This is a genomic window from Arthrobacter ginkgonis, from assembly GCF_039540195.1.
Lineage (GTDB): Bacteria > Actinomycetota > Actinomycetes > Actinomycetales > Micrococcaceae > Zafaria > Zafaria ginkgonis.
The window spans coordinates 540,547-554,500 of sequence record NZ_BAABEO010000008.1 but is presented as its reverse complement, the minus strand read 5'-3'; the positions used below and the strand labels follow the sequence as shown (position 1 = coordinate 554,500).

The 13,954-nt window shown below is 71.3% G+C and carries 15 protein-coding genes; 8 read left to right on the top strand and 7 right to left on the bottom strand.

Features of this window, described 5'->3' with window-relative positions; all coding sequences use genetic code 11:
• Positions 1-11 precede the first annotated feature (11 nt).
• The 8 genes from ABD912_RS05155 (at position 12) to ABD912_RS05120 (ending at position 8,077) form a co-directional block, all read left to right on the top strand.
• Positions 12-989, top strand: coding sequence for a DUF2797 domain-containing protein (locus tag ABD912_RS05155; protein WP_345148973.1), 978 nt, complete (start codon positions 12-14; stop codon positions 987-989).
• Positions 990-1,087: 98 nt separating this feature from the next.
• On the top strand, positions 1,088-1,345 hold the full coding sequence (locus ABD912_RS05150) for a hypothetical protein (RefSeq protein WP_345148971.1): 258 nt from the start codon (positions 1,088-1,090) through the stop codon (positions 1,343-1,345).
• 8 nt (positions 1,346-1,353) lie between these two features.
• On the top strand, positions 1,354-1,803 hold the full coding sequence (locus ABD912_RS05145; RefSeq protein WP_345148969.1) for an FAS1-like dehydratase domain-containing protein: 450 nt from the start codon (positions 1,354-1,356) through the stop codon (positions 1,801-1,803).
• The gene (locus ABD912_RS05140) at positions 1,803-2,249 is read left to right on the top strand and encodes a MaoC family dehydratase (RefSeq protein ID WP_345148967.1); all 447 of its coding nucleotides are present in this window, start codon (positions 1,803-1,805) and stop codon (positions 2,247-2,249) included. The genes ABD912_RS05145 and ABD912_RS05140 overlap by 1 nt, the downstream gene beginning before the upstream one ends.
• Positions 2,250-2,451: 202 nt before the next feature.
• The gene (locus tag ABD912_RS05135; protein ID WP_345148965.1) at positions 2,452-4,842 is read left to right on the top strand and encodes an excinuclease ABC subunit UvrA; all 2,391 of its coding nucleotides are present in this window, start codon (positions 2,452-2,454) and stop codon (positions 4,840-4,842) included.
• Between the two features lie 174 nt (positions 4,843-5,016).
• A complete protein-coding gene (locus ABD912_RS05130; RefSeq protein WP_345148963.1) occupies positions 5,017-6,084 on the top strand; it encodes a UDP-N-acetylmuramate dehydrogenase in 1,068 nt (355 codons plus the stop codon).
• Positions 6,085-6,186: 102 nt separating this feature from the next.
• Positions 6,187-6,378, top strand: coding sequence for a hypothetical protein (locus ABD912_RS05125; RefSeq protein ID WP_345148961.1), 192 nt, complete (start codon positions 6,187-6,189; stop codon positions 6,376-6,378).
• 220 nt (positions 6,379-6,598) lie between these two features.
• Positions 6,599-8,077 carry an FAD-dependent monooxygenase gene (locus tag ABD912_RS05120; RefSeq protein WP_345148960.1) on the top strand — a complete coding sequence of 493 codons (1,479 nt, stop codon included), beginning with the start codon at positions 6,599-6,601 and terminating at the stop codon, positions 8,075-8,077.
• Between the two features lie 55 nt (positions 8,078-8,132).
• Here the strand turns inward: ABD912_RS05120 and asd are convergent, their stop codons facing one another.
• From asd to ABD912_RS05085, 7 genes are read right to left on the bottom strand one after another with little or no spacing between them, the layout of a single operon-like run.
• Entirely contained in the window at positions 8,133-9,251 is a 1,119-nt protein-coding gene (gene asd, locus ABD912_RS05115; protein WP_345148958.1) for an aspartate-semialdehyde dehydrogenase, read from the bottom strand.
• Between the two features lie 42 nt (positions 9,252-9,293).
• Positions 9,294-9,539, bottom strand: coding sequence for an NF038396 family protein (locus ABD912_RS05110; protein WP_345148956.1), 246 nt, complete (start codon positions 9,537-9,539; stop codon positions 9,294-9,296).
• On the bottom strand, positions 9,536-10,132 hold the full coding sequence (locus ABD912_RS05105; RefSeq protein WP_345148955.1) for a dihydrofolate reductase: 597 nt from the start codon (positions 10,130-10,132) through the stop codon (positions 9,536-9,538). Before ABD912_RS05105 ends, ABD912_RS05110 begins: the two co-directional genes overlap by 4 nt.
• The gene (locus ABD912_RS05100; protein WP_345148953.1) at positions 10,129-10,932 is read right to left on the bottom strand and encodes a thymidylate synthase; all 804 of its coding nucleotides are present in this window, start codon (positions 10,930-10,932) and stop codon (positions 10,129-10,131) included. The genes ABD912_RS05105 and ABD912_RS05100 overlap by 4 nt, the downstream gene beginning before the upstream one ends.
• Positions 10,933-10,973: 41 nt before the next feature.
• Positions 10,974-11,555 carry an isopentenyl-diphosphate Delta-isomerase gene (gene idi, locus ABD912_RS05095; protein ID WP_345148951.1) on the bottom strand — a complete coding sequence of 194 codons (582 nt, stop codon included), beginning with the start codon at positions 11,553-11,555 and terminating at the stop codon, positions 10,974-10,976.
• Positions 11,552-13,015, bottom strand: coding sequence for an SDR family oxidoreductase (locus ABD912_RS05090; protein WP_345148949.1), 1,464 nt, complete (start codon positions 13,013-13,015; stop codon positions 11,552-11,554). Before ABD912_RS05090 ends, idi begins: the two co-directional genes overlap by 4 nt.
• A complete protein-coding gene (locus ABD912_RS05085) occupies positions 13,012-13,917 on the bottom strand; it encodes a TspO/MBR family protein (RefSeq protein ID WP_345148948.1) in 906 nt (301 codons plus the stop codon). Before ABD912_RS05085 ends, ABD912_RS05090 begins: the two co-directional genes overlap by 4 nt.
• Positions 13,918-13,954: the final 37 nt, after the last annotated feature.

Here is a 13,954-nt window from a genome sequence, read left to right as displayed (position 1 = left end):
CAGGGGAAGCCGTGACCCCGGGAGAGCCGGCGCCGGAGAACCCTCCGGTGCTCTGCCACGGGGTCGCCTGGCCGGAATCCGAGGGCATCCCTCGCCTGGCCCTGCGCGCCGCTGACGGCGCGCCGGCCGACGTCGTGCTCGCCCCCGGCACGCGCCTGGGCTTCGCGGTGCTGCCCGGCACCTGGTGCCTGGGCTACACCACCGTGGCCAGCCGGACCGAACGCACCAGCGTGCCCTGCCCGGACCGGGCCCCGGCCGAACGCGGGCACCAGTGCGGCCCGTGCTTCGCCCGCGACGACACCCGCCACATGCACGACTTCCACCGTTCCGGCATCGCCCCGCCCGGGCTGCGCGACTACCTGGCGCAGGAGCACTGGCTCTACGTGGCCACCTTCGCCCACGGCGCCTCCAAGGTGGGCACCGCGGCGGCTCCTGGCAAGTGGCGGCGCCTGGCCGAACAGGGCGCGGTCGCGGCCCGGTACGTGGCCCTGGCCGCCGACGGCCGCACGGTGCGCGTGCTCGAGGACGCGGTCACCGCCCGGCTGGGCATCGGGCAGGCCGTGCGCGCGGCAGCGAAGGCCGCCGGCCTCGCCGCCGCGCCCGCCGACGGCGGCGCTCCGGACGCGCTGAACGCGCGGCTGGCCGGCACCGTGCGCGGCTTCCTGCGCGACTTCCGGCGCGGCGCCGCGGAAGGGGAACCGTTCACCGTGGCCGAGGAGGAATGGGCCTCGCCCGCGGTTTCGCGGCCGCTGCTGCAGGCCTGGCGGGAGGGACGGACCCAGGCGTACCCGGGGCGCCCGAAGCCCGGACGGCTGGGGGAGGGGGACCACGGGTTCACCGTTGACGCGGTGCTCGGGCAGGTCCTGCTGGTGCGGCTGGCGGACAGCCCGGTCCCGTTCGTGGCGGACGCGGCCTCGCTCAAGGGAAAACTGCTGCGGCCCGGGAACCAGGCGACGGCGGCCCCGGCCGTCCAGGAGTCGCTGTTCTAGGTGTGCCGAGCCAGGTGTTGCGGGTTCGTGGCCGGCCCGGGCGGGCCGTTCCGGCGCCGGTGCCGGTGGGCGCTGCGGGCCCCGATAGAATCGGAGCCATGATCAACACGTACTGGGAAGCCGGTTCTCCGCTGTACAAGAGGGTCGTCATCACCTCGATGGCACTTTCCGGACTGGGCATCGTGCTGGCCCTCATCGGAGCCAACATCGGCAACCGGGGGCTGATGTACACCGCCGTGGGGATCATCTTCGCGGGCCTGCTCACCCACATGGTGGGCGTGGTGGTCCGCACCCGGGACATGAAGGCCTACCGCAAGCAGAACCCACCGCAGGGCCGCCAGCCCGGCCCCAAGTAAAGGACCCCATGAGCATCAACCCCGCCCTCCAGGGGCGCACGTACCCGGCCGGCGAGCCCTACGTCGTCGGCCGCGAAAAGATCCGCGAGTTCGCCGCCGCCGTGAAGGCAAGCCACCGGGCCCACTACGATCCCGCGGCCGCCGCCGAACTCGGCCATGCCGACGTCGTCGCGCCGCCGACCTTCGCGATCATCGTGGCCCAGCGCGCCGACGCGCAGCTGATCGAGGATCCCGAGTCCGGCATCGACTTCTCCCGCGTCGTCCACGCGGACCAGCGCTTCACCCACCACCGCCCGATCGTTGCCGGCGACGAACTGGTTGCCGAACTGCACGTGGACCAGGTCCGCGCCATGGGCGGCGGCGCCATGATCACCACCCGCGCCGAAATCGCCACCACCGCCGGAGACCGGGTCGCCACCACCGTCTCGTCCCTGCTCGTGCGCGGAGAGGACCAGTAATGCCCGCCATTGCCTTCGAAACCCTCGAAAAGGGCCAGTCCATCGGCGCCACCACCGTCCGCGTCAACCGCGCCGACCTGGTCCGCTACGCCGGGGCCTCCGGGGACTTCAACCCGATCCACTGGAACCAGCGCTTCGCCGAGGAGGTCGGACTGCCCGGCGTCATCGCCCACGGCATGTTCACCATGGGCTCGGCCGTGCAGCTGGTCAGCGACTGGGCCGGGGACCCGGCGGCGGTCATCGACTACCAGACCCGCTTCACCAAGCCGGTCCCGGTCCAGGACCCCGCCGGCAGCAATCCCTCCGACTACGCGGGCACCGAGATCGGCATCGAGGGCACCATCGGCGCGCTCGACGCCGAGGCCCGCACCGCCCGCGTGGACCTCACCGTCACCGTCGAGGGCCAGAAGGTCCTCGTCAAGGCGCAGGCGCTCGTTCAGCTCTAGCTGCCAGATCAGTCCCAGGTGCCAGTCCGGTTCCAGGACACGTGCGCCCGCGGCGGGGTCCCGGCACCGGGACCCCGCCGCGGGCCGGCGCGCCGGCGTCGGACGCCACGCCCGCGCCGCCCCTTCCGGCCTGCGCGAAGCTGGTTAGATAGACCCTGACGACGGCGGCCGGGACAGCGGCTGCGCAACGGATGGAGGCACGATGAGCACGGCCACGACGACGGAAACGCAGCCGCCCGCGCGGCACGCCGCCGACAACCACGACCTGATCCGGGTTCTGGGTGCGCGGGTGAACAACCTCAAGGACATCAGCGTCGAGATCCCCAAGCGCCGGCTGACGGTGTTCACCGGCGTTTCCGGCTCGGGCAAGAGTTCCCTGGTGTTCGCCACGATCGCCGCCGAGTCGCAGCGGATGATCAACGAGACCTACAGCGCCTTCGTCCAGGGCTTTATGCCCACGCTGGCGCGGCCGGAGGTCGACGTGCTTGAGGGGCTGACCCCGGCGATCATCGTGGACCAGGAGCGGATGGGCGCCAACCCACGCTCCACGGTCGGCACCGTCACGGACGCGAACGCGATGCTGCGCATCCTCTTCAGCCGGCTCGGCACCCCGCACGTCGGCTCGCCCCAGGCCTTCTCCTTCAACGTCGCCTCCATCAGCGGGGCCGGGGCGGTCACGCTCGAGCGCGGCGGGAAGACCGTCAAGGAACGGCGCAGCTTCAGCATCACCGGCGGCATGTGTCCGCGCTGCGAGGGTCGGGGCGCCGTCACCGACTTCGACCTTTCGGTGCTGTACGACGCGGACAAGTCGCTCAACGAGGGCGCGCTCACCATCCCCGGCTACAGCATGGAGGGCTGGTACGGGCGCATCTACCGCGGTTGCGGCTGGTTCGATCCCGACAAGCCGATCCGCGACTACACCAAGGCCGAACTGGACGACCTGCTCCACAAGGAGGCGACCAAGATCAAGGTCGACGGGGTCAACCTGACCTACCTGGGCCTGATCCCCCAGATCCAGAAGTCGTTCCTGGCCAAGGACGTCGACGCCATGCAGCCGCACATCCGCGCCTTCGTGGAACGCGCCGTCACGTTCACCGCCTGCCCCGAGTGCGGCGGCACCCGGCTCAGCGCAGCGGCCCGGTCCTCGAAGATCAACGGAAAGAGCATCGCCGACGTCTGCGCGATGCAGATCAGCGACCTGGCCCAGTGGCTCCGGGACGTTGACGAACCGTCGGCGGCCCCGTTGCTGGCCGGCCTGCAGCACCTCCTGGACTCGTTCGCGGAGATCGGGTTGGGGTACCTCTCGCTGGACCGGTCCTCGGGCACCCTGTCCGGAGGCGAGGCCCAGCGCACCAAGATGATCCGCCACCTCGGATCCTCGCTCACCGATGTCACCTATGTCTTCGACGAGCCGACCATCGGACTGCACCCGCACGACATTGAGCGGATGAACAAGTTGCTGCTGCAGCTGCGGGACAAGGGCAACACCGTCCTGGTCGTCGAACACAAGCCCGAGGCGATCGCGATCGCGGACCACGTCGTGGACCTCGGCCCGGGCGCCGGCACCGCCGGCGGCACCGTCTGCTTCGAGGGCACGGTGGAGGGACTGCGGACCAGCGACACCACCACCGGCCGGCACCTCGATGACCGGGCCAGCCTGAAGGCGTCCGTGCGCTCCTCCTCGGGCGCGCTGGAGGTCCGCGGAGCATCGACGCACAACCTCCGGGACGTGGACGTCGACATCCCGTTGGGGGTGCTGTGTGTGGTCACCGGCGTCGCCGGCTCCGGCAAGAGTTCGCTGGTGCACGGTTCGGTTGCCGGCCGCGAGGGCGTGGTGGTGATCGACCAGGGAGCCATCAAGGGTTCCCGGCGCAGCAACCCGGCCACCTACACGGGGCTGCTCGAGCCGATCCGCAAGGCGTTCGCGAAGGCCAACGGCGTGAAGCCGGCGCTGTTCAGCTCCAACTCCGAGGGCGCCTGCCCCACCTGCAACGGCGCCGGCGTCATCTACACCGACCTGGGCGTCATGGCCACCGTCGAAACCACGTGCGAGGAGTGCGAGGGCAAGCGCTTCGACGCCTCGGTGCTGGAGTACACGCTGGGAGGCAAGGACATCAGCGAGGTGCTGGCGATGCCGGTGGCCGAGGCCGAGGCGTTCTTCGGCGACGGCGAGGCGCGCCTGTCGGCCGCGCACAAGATCCTCTCTCGGCTCGCCGACGTCGGACTCGGCTACCTCACCCTGGGCCAGCCGCTGACCACGCTCTCCGGCGGCGAGCGCCAGCGGCTCAAGCTGGCCACCCAAATGGGCGAAAAGGGCGACGTCTACGTCCTCGACGAGCCGACCACCGGCCTGCACCTGGCCGACGTCGAGCAGCTGCTGGGGCTGCTGGACCGCCTCGTGGATTCGGGCAAGTCGGTGGTGGTGATCGAGCACCACCAGGCGGTCATGGCGCACGGCGACTGGATCATCGACATCGGCCCCGGGGCCGGGCACGACGGCGGCCGGATCGTCTTCGAGGGCACGCCCGCGGACCTGGTCGCGGCCCGTTCCACCCTCACGGGCGAACACCTCGCGGCGTACGTCGGCAGTTAGGGCCTGAAGGGACCCGCACCTCGCTGCGCTCGGCGCGGGTCCCTCGGCGGTTAGCGCCTCACCGCCTCCCACCCCTCGCTGCGCTCGGCGCGGGTCCCTCGGCGGTTAGCGCCTCACCGCCTCCCACCCCTCGCTGCGCTCGGCGCGGGTCCCTCGGCGGTTAGGCTTAGACCCGTGAGTTCGCAGCTGCTTTCGTCCTTGACCACCACTGCCGTCGGCGGCCCCGCCGGCCGCTATGTCGAAGCCCGCACGGAAGCGGAGATCATTGCCGCCGTGCGCGCGGCCGACGAAGCCGGGGACGACCTGCTGATCGTTGCCGGCGGATCCAACCTGGTCGTGGCCGACGCCGGGTACGCGGGGACGGTGCTGCGTATCGCCAGCACTGGCATCCAGGAACACGACGGCGGCGGGAGCGTGCTGCTCACCGTCCAGGCCGGGCATCCGTGGGACGAAGTGGCGGCCCACGCCGTCGCGCACGGGCTCTCCGGCCTCGAAGCCCTTTCCGGCATCCCCGGATCCACCGGCGCCACCCCCGTCCAGAACGTCGGAGCCTACGGCGCGGACGTGTCCCACACCCTGGAGGGCGTGCGCACCTGGGACCGTGAGGCGGGGGCCGTAAAGACCTTCACCAACGCCGAGCTGGGCTTCGGCTACCGGGACTCGATCCTCAAGCGGACCACCACCAACGGTTCCCCACGCTACGTGGTCCTCACCGTCACGTTCCGGCTGGAAGGCGGCACGCTCAGCGCCCCGGTCGCCTACGCCGAACTGGCCCGCGCCCTCGGCGTCGGCCCCGGCGAGCGGGCCGAAGCCGCTGCCGTGCGCCGCGAGGTCCTTCGGCTCCGTGCCGGCAAGGGCATGGTGCTGGACCCGGCCGATCGGGACACGTTCAGCACCGGCTCGTTCTTCACCAACCCGGTGGTGCCCGCTGCGGTGGCAGCCGCCCTGCCCGACGACGCCCCCAACTACCCGGCCGGCGAGGGGCTGGTCAAGCTGTCCGCCGCCTGGCTGATCGACCGTTCCGGCTTCGGCAAGGGCTACGGCCTGCCCGGCAGTGCGGGGGAACACCTGGCCGGGGGCCGCGCCTCCCTGTCCACCAAGCACACGCTGGCCATCACCAACCGCGGCGGAGCAACCGCCGCGGACATCCTCGCCGTGGCCCGGGCCGTGCGCGCGGGAGTCACCGAGCGCTTCGGAATCGACCTGCACAACGAGCCGCTGCTCATCGACTGTGCCCTCTGATCCGGCGCCGCGGCACTGACTGCGGCGGACCGCGGAAGGGGGCTGCGGGATGGGACCAGGGGAGTGTGGACAGTCCGGTCGGGGCGGGTCCATCATGGGCCCATGGAACACACGACCAGCCGTGAACACGCCCTCGATGTGGCGGAACGCAACCTCAAGGAAGCCCAGCGCCTGCTCGACCGCGCAAAGGTGTCGCATGCGGAGGGGGACATCGACGACCAACGGCTCGACTCGCTCCAGCGCCTCTACGACGCCGCCTTCGAAGACATCCAGCGGGTCCGCAAGGAGAACTAGCGTCCCGCCTCGGGTTTCGCCTGCCGGTGGCGCTCGCGCCGGATCCGGCCGCGGGCCCACACGCGAATGGCAAGGAGCGCAGCTCCTTGCCACTTTCAGGTTATAGCCCCCACGGGGGCTTGCCGCAAGGCCCCCCATGTGCCCCAAACTTCTCTGACGTGCCGGAAAAGGCCTGCCAGAAAGAGGCCTTCGAGAAAAGGCGCGGAGGGGTGGGGTTGTGATGGTTGATGTGATCGTTGCCGGGGGCGGTCCGACCGGGATGATGCTGGCGGGCGAGTTGACCCTGGCGGGGGTCGACGTCGCGGTCGTGGAGCGCCGCCCGACGCCGGAGCTGGTGGGTTCGCGCGCGGGCGGGTTCCACTCGCGCACGCTCGAGGTCCTGGACCAGCGCGGGATCGTGGATCGGTTCCTCGCGGAGGGACAAACCGTCCAGGCGGCGGCCTTCGCCGGCACGACGCTGGACGTCAGCGACTTCCCGACGCGGCATCCGTACTCGCTCGGCCTGTGGCAGAACCACATCGAGCGGATCCTCGCCGGCTGGATCGGAGAGCTGGGCGTGCCGCTCCACCGGGGCCGCGAGGTGGCCGGCTTCGTCCAGGACGAGGGCGGGCTCGACGTGCTCCTGGCCGGCGGCGAGCGGATGCGCGCGAGGTACCTGGTTGCGGCCGACGGCGGACGCAGTGCGATCCGCAAGGCCGCCGGCATCGGGTTCCCGGGGTGGGACGCGACACGGAGCAGCCTGATCGCCGAGGTGGAGGTCGCCGAGGAGACGCCGGCGGGCATCCGGATTGACGAGACGGGAATCCATGGGCTGCACCCGATGGAGGACGGGCGGACCGTGCGGGTGATCGTGACCGAGCAGCAGCTCGGCCCGGCCTCCGAGCCAACGCTGGCGGACCTCGGCAAGGCCCTGACCGTGGTCTATGGCACGGACTTCGGGGTCCACAGCCCGACGTGGATCTCGCGGTTCACCGACGCCACCCGGCAGGCCGAGGCCTACCGCAGCGGCCGGGTGCTGCTGGCCGGGGATGCCGCGCACATCCATTCCCCGGCGGGCGGGCAGGGGATCGGGCTGGGCATCCAGGACGCCGTAAACCTGGGCTGGAAGCTGGCCCAGGTGGTCAATGGCGTGTCGCCGGAGAGCCTGCTGGACACCTACCACGCCGAGCGGCACCCGGCCGGGGCCCGCGCGCTGAAGCACACCATGGCGCTGTCGGTCGTGCAGCGCGTTGACCCACGCATCGGCGCGCTGGCCGACGTGGTGACCGACCTGCTGACGATCGACGAGGCCCGGAAGCGGCTGGCCGGACTCGTCTCCGGCCTGGACGTCCGCTACGACCTCGGTGGGGGACATCCATTGCCGGAACATCCACTGCTCGGGCGGCGCATGCCCGACCTCGACCTGGCCACCGCCAGGGGCACGCTGCGGGTGTTTTCCCTGCTGCACGGCGCCCGCGGAGCGCTGCTCAACCTCGGCGAGCCGGGCAGCGTCGGGGCGGGGCGGTGGAGGGACCGGGTGCAGTTGGTGGACGCCTCCTACGCCGGCGCCTGGGAGCTGCCGGTGATCGGCACGGTCAGCGCCCCCACGGCCGTACTGGTCCGGCCCGACGGGTATGTGGCGTGGGTGGGGGACGGGAGCCGGGCGGGGCTTGAGGACGCGTTGGGCACCTGGTTCGGGCCGCCCACGTCCGCAACGTAAGCGATCCCGCGCCCCCTTGGGGGACGCGGGATCGCTTGGGGTCGGTCGGTGGGGACTACAGCCGGCCGAGGGCGATCAGCAGCATGCGGCGCAGCGGCTCGGCCGCGCCCCACAGCAGCTGGTCGCCGACGGTGAACGCGGAGATGTATTCCGGGCCCATCTCCAGCTTGCGGATGCGGCCGACCGGGATGTCCAGGGTGCCGGAGGCCGCGACCGGGGTCAGGCCCTTCATGGAGGCTTCCTTGGTGTTCGGCACCACCGTCGCCCACTGGTTGTCGGCGTCGATCAGACGCTCGATCTCCGTAACGGAGAGGTCTTCCTTGAGCTTCAGCGTCAGCGCCTGGGAGTGGGAGCGCATGGCGCCGATGCGCACGCACAGTCCGTCCATCGCGATGCGGTTGGCCTCGGAGGTGCCCAGGATCTTGTTGGTCTCCACCCCGGCCTTCCATTCCTCCTTGGACTGGCCGTTGCCCAGGTCCGCGTCGATCCACGGGATCAGCGAACCTGCCAGCGGCACCCCGAACTGGGTGGCGTCCAGGCCGCCGCGCTGGGTGGCGAGCACCTTGCGGTCGATCTCCAGGATCGCGGAGGCCGCGTCGTCCAGTTCGGAGGCCACGGTCCCGTTGATGTCGCCGAACTGGGTCAGCAGCTCGCGCATGTGGCGGGCGCCGCCGCCGGAGGCGGCCTGGTAGGTCATCGAGGTGCCCCACTCGACCAGGCCGTTGCGGAACAGGCCGCCCAGGCCCATGAGCATGCAGGAGACGGTGCAGTTGCCGCCGACGAAGTCGCGGGTGCCATTGGCCAAGCCGGCGTCGATCACGTTGCGGTTGACCGGGTCCAGAACGATGATCGAGTCGTCGTTCATGCGCAGGGTGGAGGCCGCGTCGATCCACAGGCCGTCCCAGCCGCGCCCGCGCAGGTCCGCGTGAACCGCCTTGGTGTAGTCGCCGCCCTGGGCGGTGACGATGATGGGCAGCTTGGCGAGCTCGTCGAGGTCGTAGGCGTCCTTCAGCGCGCCTGCGCCCTCGGCGAAGGCCGGGGCCTTGCCGCCGGCGTTGGAGGTGGAGAAGAACACGGGATCCAGGTGGGCGAAGTCGCCCTCATCCTGCATGCGCTGCATGAGGACGGAGCCGACCATGCCGCGGTAACCGACGAAGCCAACGGAAGAAGTCATGCAACCTATCGTAATGGGGCGCCGCCCGTGCAGGTACCTCGGTTACGCGTGGGGCCCGCCGTCGCCGGCCTCGAGCAGCCGGCGGCGGCGCGCGATCGCCCACAGGGCGCTGAACGTGAATGCCTGGGTGACCACCAGCAACACGATCAGGCCGCCGACCTTCTGGCCTGTCAGGATCATCCACAGGCCCAGCCCGGCGCAGATCAGCGCCAGCAGCGGGCAGAGCATGTAACCGATCACGAACAGCGGCTCGGGACGGTTGGCGAGGGCCTTGAAGGCCTCTTTCACGCCGACTTCTCCCACAGCTCGTAGCGGTACTCGAGGCCGGAGGCCGAGGCCAGCCAGCCGGCGTCGGGCTCGGCCAGCGTGCGCTGCCAGCCCTCGCCCAGTTCCGGGGCGCGGGTGTCGCCGTCCGGGGTCGCGTTGACCACGGTGACGACGGCGGTGTCGGCCAGTTCCGCGAAGGCGGCGTAGACCTGGCCGCCGCCAACGATCCAGATCTCCTCGGAACCCTCGGCCGCGCGCGCGGCCTCAAGGGCGGCCTCCGGGGAGGCGGCGGTGACGGCGCCGGCCGCAGTGGCCGCGGCGGCCGCCGACTTGTCCGAGGTCAGCACGATGTTCGTGCGGCCGGGCAGGGGACGGAACGCGTCCGGGAGGGACTCCCAGGTGCGTCGGCCCATGATGACGGGACGGCCCACGGTGGTGCGCTTGAAGTGGGCCAGGTCCTCGGGCAGGTGCCACGGCATGCCGCCCTCGTGGCCGATGACGCCGTCGAGGGAGCGGGCCCAGATCATGCCCAGGCGCGACTGGATCGCCGCTTCCGCACGGTGCGCCGCCGTTGCCGGCAGGGTGGTGGGTGCTTGATTTTCGGTGGTGCTCATATCGCGATCGGTGCCTTGATGGTCGGGTGATGTTGGTAGCCGGCGACCTCGAAGTCCTCGAGCGCGTAGTCGAGGATCGACTCCGGCTTCCGGTGGATCGCCAGTTGCGGGTACGGGTACGGCTCACGGGTGAGCTGTTCCTTCACCTGCTCGACATGGTTGTCGTAAATATGGCAGTCGCCCCCGGTCCACACGAACTCGCCCACCTGGAGGCCGGCCTGCTGGGCGACCATGTGGGTGAGGAGTGCGTAGGAGGCGATGTTGAACGGCACCCCGAGGAACATGTCCGCGGAGCGCTGATAGAGCTGGCAGGAGAGCTTCCCGTCGGCCACGTAGAACTGGAAGAAGGCGTGGCAGGGCGGCAGCGCCATGTTTTCGATCTCGGCGACGTTCCAGGCGGAGACGATGTGACGGCGGGAGTCGGGGTTGGTGCGCAGGGACTCCACGACCTGGGTGATCTGGTCGATGTGGCCACCGTCCGGGGTCGGCCAGGAGCGCCACTGGACGCCGTACACCGGCCCCAGTTCGCCGTCGGCATCGGCCCATTCGTTCCAGATGGTGACGCCCTGCTCCTGCAGCCAGCGCACGTTGGAGTCCCCGCGCAGGAACCACAGCAGTTCCAGCGCCACCGACTTGAAATGCACGCGCTTGGTGGTGATCAGCGGAAACGATCCGGCCAGGTCGAAGCGGATCTGGCGCCCGAAAACACTCAGGGTGCCGGTGCCGGTGCGGTCGCCCTTGGGGGTGCCGTTGGCCAGCACGTCGCGCAGCAGGTCCTCGTACGGGGTCGGGATAGTCACCGGTCAAGTCTAGCCACAGCGGACCGCGTCACCGGTTTTCCCTAGTGGGCGGGGTGTTTCAGGGCTCCCGCCGCGTGCTGCAAAACCAGCCAAGGGCTGAACGCGAACGGGGCGGCGGCGATGGCCGCGGACGCCTTTTCGGGCGTCGTCCACGCCCACTCGGCCACCTCCCCGGGGGCGGGGTCCGGGTCCGCGGCGGCAATGGCCCGGAACACCGGGCACACCTCGTTCTCCACGGTTCCACCGGCGTCCACCGCGCGGTAGCGGAAGTCCGGGAGCAGGCTTTCGACGGCGTCCAGCCGCAGCCCCAACTCCTCGCGGGCGCGCCGGCGTACGGCGTCCTCGAGCCGTTCGCCCGGACCAGGATGGCCGCAGAAGGAGTTGGTCCACACGCCCGGCCAGGTCGCCTTGGACAGGGCCCGCCGGGTGAGCAGCAGTTCCCCGGCGGGGGAGTAGACGTGGCAGGAAAACGCCAGGTGCAGCGGCGTGCCGGCGCCGTCCCCGGTGCTGTCCACCCGGCCGTGCACCGTGGCCTTCGGGGCCTCGCCGATGGGGGTGCCGTCCTCGGCGAGGAGCACCACCAGTTCAACGGGGGCGGGGTTGGTCGTTGTTTTCCCGGTCATTGTTCTCCCTGGGATTCGGCGGCCGCCGTGATGCGGTGGGCCATGCTGCTGAAGATGGAGCCGTGGAACGGCAGGACGGCCAGCCAGTAGAGGCGGCCGGCCAGGCCCCGGGGGAAGAAGATCGCGCGCTGGCGGAACAGGCTGCCGCCGTCGGCCGGCAGGACCTCCATCTCCAGCCAGGCCTTGCCGGGAACCTTCATCTCCGCGCGCAGCCGCAGCAGCCGGCCCGGGACGATTTCCTCCACCCTCCACCAGTCCACCACATCGTTGAGGTGGAGGGCGGAACGGCTGCGCCGGCCGCGGCGCAGCCCCACCCCGCCTCCGAGCTTGTCCATCAGGCCGCGGACCGCCCAGGCCAGCGGCATCGAATACCAGCCGTTCTCGCCGCCGATGCCCTCCACGACCTTCCACACCCGTTCGGGCCCGGCCCCGCTTTCCTTGGTGCGTACGTCCGTGAACACGGTGCGGCCCGCCCAGTCGGGGTCCGAGGGCAGCGGGTCGGCCGGGGCGGTGACGGGGTGGGCGGTGGCCCAGGTCGTCTCCACGGTTTCCGCCTCGATCTTCGCCAGCGCCAGTTCCACGGAGCGGCGGTACCCGGTCGGTCCGCCCGCCGGGGGCGGGACGAGGGCGTCGATGCGGCGGTCGCGCACCACGCAGTCGTACTGCAGCGACTCCACCAGCGGGACGGCCAGGGACCGGGGGATGGGGGTGACCAGGTTCACCCACTGGGCGGCCAGCCAAGGGGTCAGTACGGGCAACGCCAGCACCAAGGGCCGCCGCAGCCCGGCCACGTCGGCGTAGATCCGCATCATCTCGGCATAGGTGAGCACGTCGGGGCCCCCGATGTCGAAGGCGCCGGAGGCCTCCGGGGGAAGGGCGGCCGCCGACACCAGGTAGTGGAGGGCATCGCGCACGGCGATCGGCTGGATCCGGTTGCGCACCCAGCGCGGAGCGGGCATCACCGGCAGCACGTCGGTCAGGTGCCGGACCATCTCGAAGCTGGCCGATCCGGAGCCGATGACCAGGCCGGCCTGCAGGATGGCGACGGGTACCCCGGAGGCCTGAAGGATCCGGCCCACCTCGGTGCGCGAGGACAGGTGGCGGCTGAGGTTGCCCTCCGGATGGAGCCCGGACAGGTAGACGATCCGGCCCACGCCGGCTTCCCTCGCGGCCGCGCCGAGGGTGAGGGCGCAGGAGCGTTCGGTGCGTTCGAAGTCCCCGGTGCCGCCCATGGAGTGGATCAGGTAGTAGACGACGTCGGCCCCGTCGCAGAGCGCGGCGGCGGCGGCCGGGTCCTCCAGGTTCCCTTCGACGATTCCGACGTCGCGGTGCCACGGGATGTCGCGCAGCTTGGCGGCGCTGCGGGTGAGGATCCGCACGCTGTGGCCCTGCTCCAGCAGCAGCGGTACCAGCCGGCCGCCGATGTACCCGGTCGCCCCGGTGACCGCGATGACGCTCATCGGGCCGTCTCCGTGGGGGCGGGGCGGTGCCCTGCCCCGCGCCGTCCTGTACTGCGCCGTCCTGTACTGCGCGGCCCTGAACCGAATGACCCTGTTCCGTCTGGCTCCGTCCCGATGCGCAGCGCCACGGCGGCGAGGAGCACGGTGATGGCGGCGAGGCGAGCGGCCCACGCAATCGCCACCGACTCGAGGTCGCCGTCCTGGCGGCCCGCGGCGATCCAGGCCAGGCCCCAAGCCAAGGCCACGGCGGGGGCCAGGCGCTTGCCCCCGAAGGCCGCCGTGGCCACCCCGATCAGCGCGGTTACCGCAAGCAAGGCGCCCCCGGCGACCTCCACCGGCAGGCCGAAGGCGTCAAACCCGGAGGCCCCGACCCCTTTTGACCCCAGCCACGCGGCGGCGTTGGCCAGCGTCGCCACGGTGACCCAGCCCAGGTACAGCCCGAAGGTCCCGTCCGCCACTGCCCGCTCGATGCCGTTCCCGGCGGGCCAGCGGTTCAGCAGCACCAGGATGCGGGCCAGGACGGCCAGCAGCAGGACGATGACCAGGACGCTTGCCCCCAGCCACCCGGCCTGCACCACCCAGATCCACAGCCCATTCAGCGCCGCGGACGCAGCGGCCCAGGGACGCAGTGCGGCCTGGCGGTCGGAGTTGAGTTGGGCCGGGAGCGCCTGCCACACCGCATAGGCGGCCAGCCCCGCATAGATCAGGGTCCAGATGGCGAAGGCGCCGGTTCCGGGAGCCAGCGGCGTGCCGTCCGCGGAGAGCCAGCCTCCGGCCGCGTCCTTGATGGGCCTGCCGCCCAGCGCGCCACTGCCGGCGAATGCGGCCGCGATCGAGGCGGCGACGCAGAGCAGGACCGTCCAAGGGCCCCACCGGGCCCGGCGGTTGGAAGCAGTGTCCATGGTGTCCTCCTGCCAGCGTTGTTCGGCAAACCCGGGT

Bases quoted from the DNA above. Each gene is read 5' to 3' on its own strand.
- ABD912_RS05125 (WP_345148961.1), top strand. From the start codon at position 6,187: ATGGAACACACGACCAGCCGTGAACACGCCCTCGATGTGGCGGAACGC.
- asd (WP_345148958.1), bottom strand. From the start codon at position 9,251: ATGACTTCTTCCGTTGGCTTCGTCGGTTACCGCGGCATGGTCGGCTCC.
- ABD912_RS05105 (WP_345148955.1), bottom strand. From the start codon at position 10,132: ATGAGCACCACCGAAAATCAAGCACCCACCACCCTGCCGGCAACGGCG.
- ABD912_RS05120 (WP_345148960.1), top strand. From the start codon at position 6,599: ATGGTTGATGTGATCGTTGCCGGGGGCGGTCCGACCGGGATGATGCTG.
- ABD912_RS05135 (WP_345148965.1), top strand. From the start codon at position 2,452: ATGAGCACGGCCACGACGACGGAAACGCAGCCGCCCGCGCGGCACGCC.
- ABD912_RS05090 (WP_345148949.1), bottom strand. From the start codon at position 13,015: ATGAGCGTCATCGCGGTCACCGGGGCGACCGGGTACATCGGCGGCCGG.
- idi (WP_345148951.1), bottom strand. From the start codon at position 11,555: ATGACCGGGAAAACAACGACCAACCCCGCCCCCGTTGAACTGGTGGTG.
- ABD912_RS05145 (WP_345148969.1), top strand. From the start codon at position 1,354: ATGAGCATCAACCCCGCCCTCCAGGGGCGCACGTACCCGGCCGGCGAG.
- ABD912_RS05150 (WP_345148971.1), top strand. From the start codon at position 1,088: ATGATCAACACGTACTGGGAAGCCGGTTCTCCGCTGTACAAGAGGGTC.
- ABD912_RS05140 (WP_345148967.1), top strand. From the start codon at position 1,803: ATGCCCGCCATTGCCTTCGAAACCCTCGAAAAGGGCCAGTCCATCGGC.
- ABD912_RS05085 (WP_345148948.1), bottom strand. From the start codon at position 13,917: ATGGACACTGCTTCCAACCGCCGGGCCCGGTGGGGCCCTTGGACGGTC.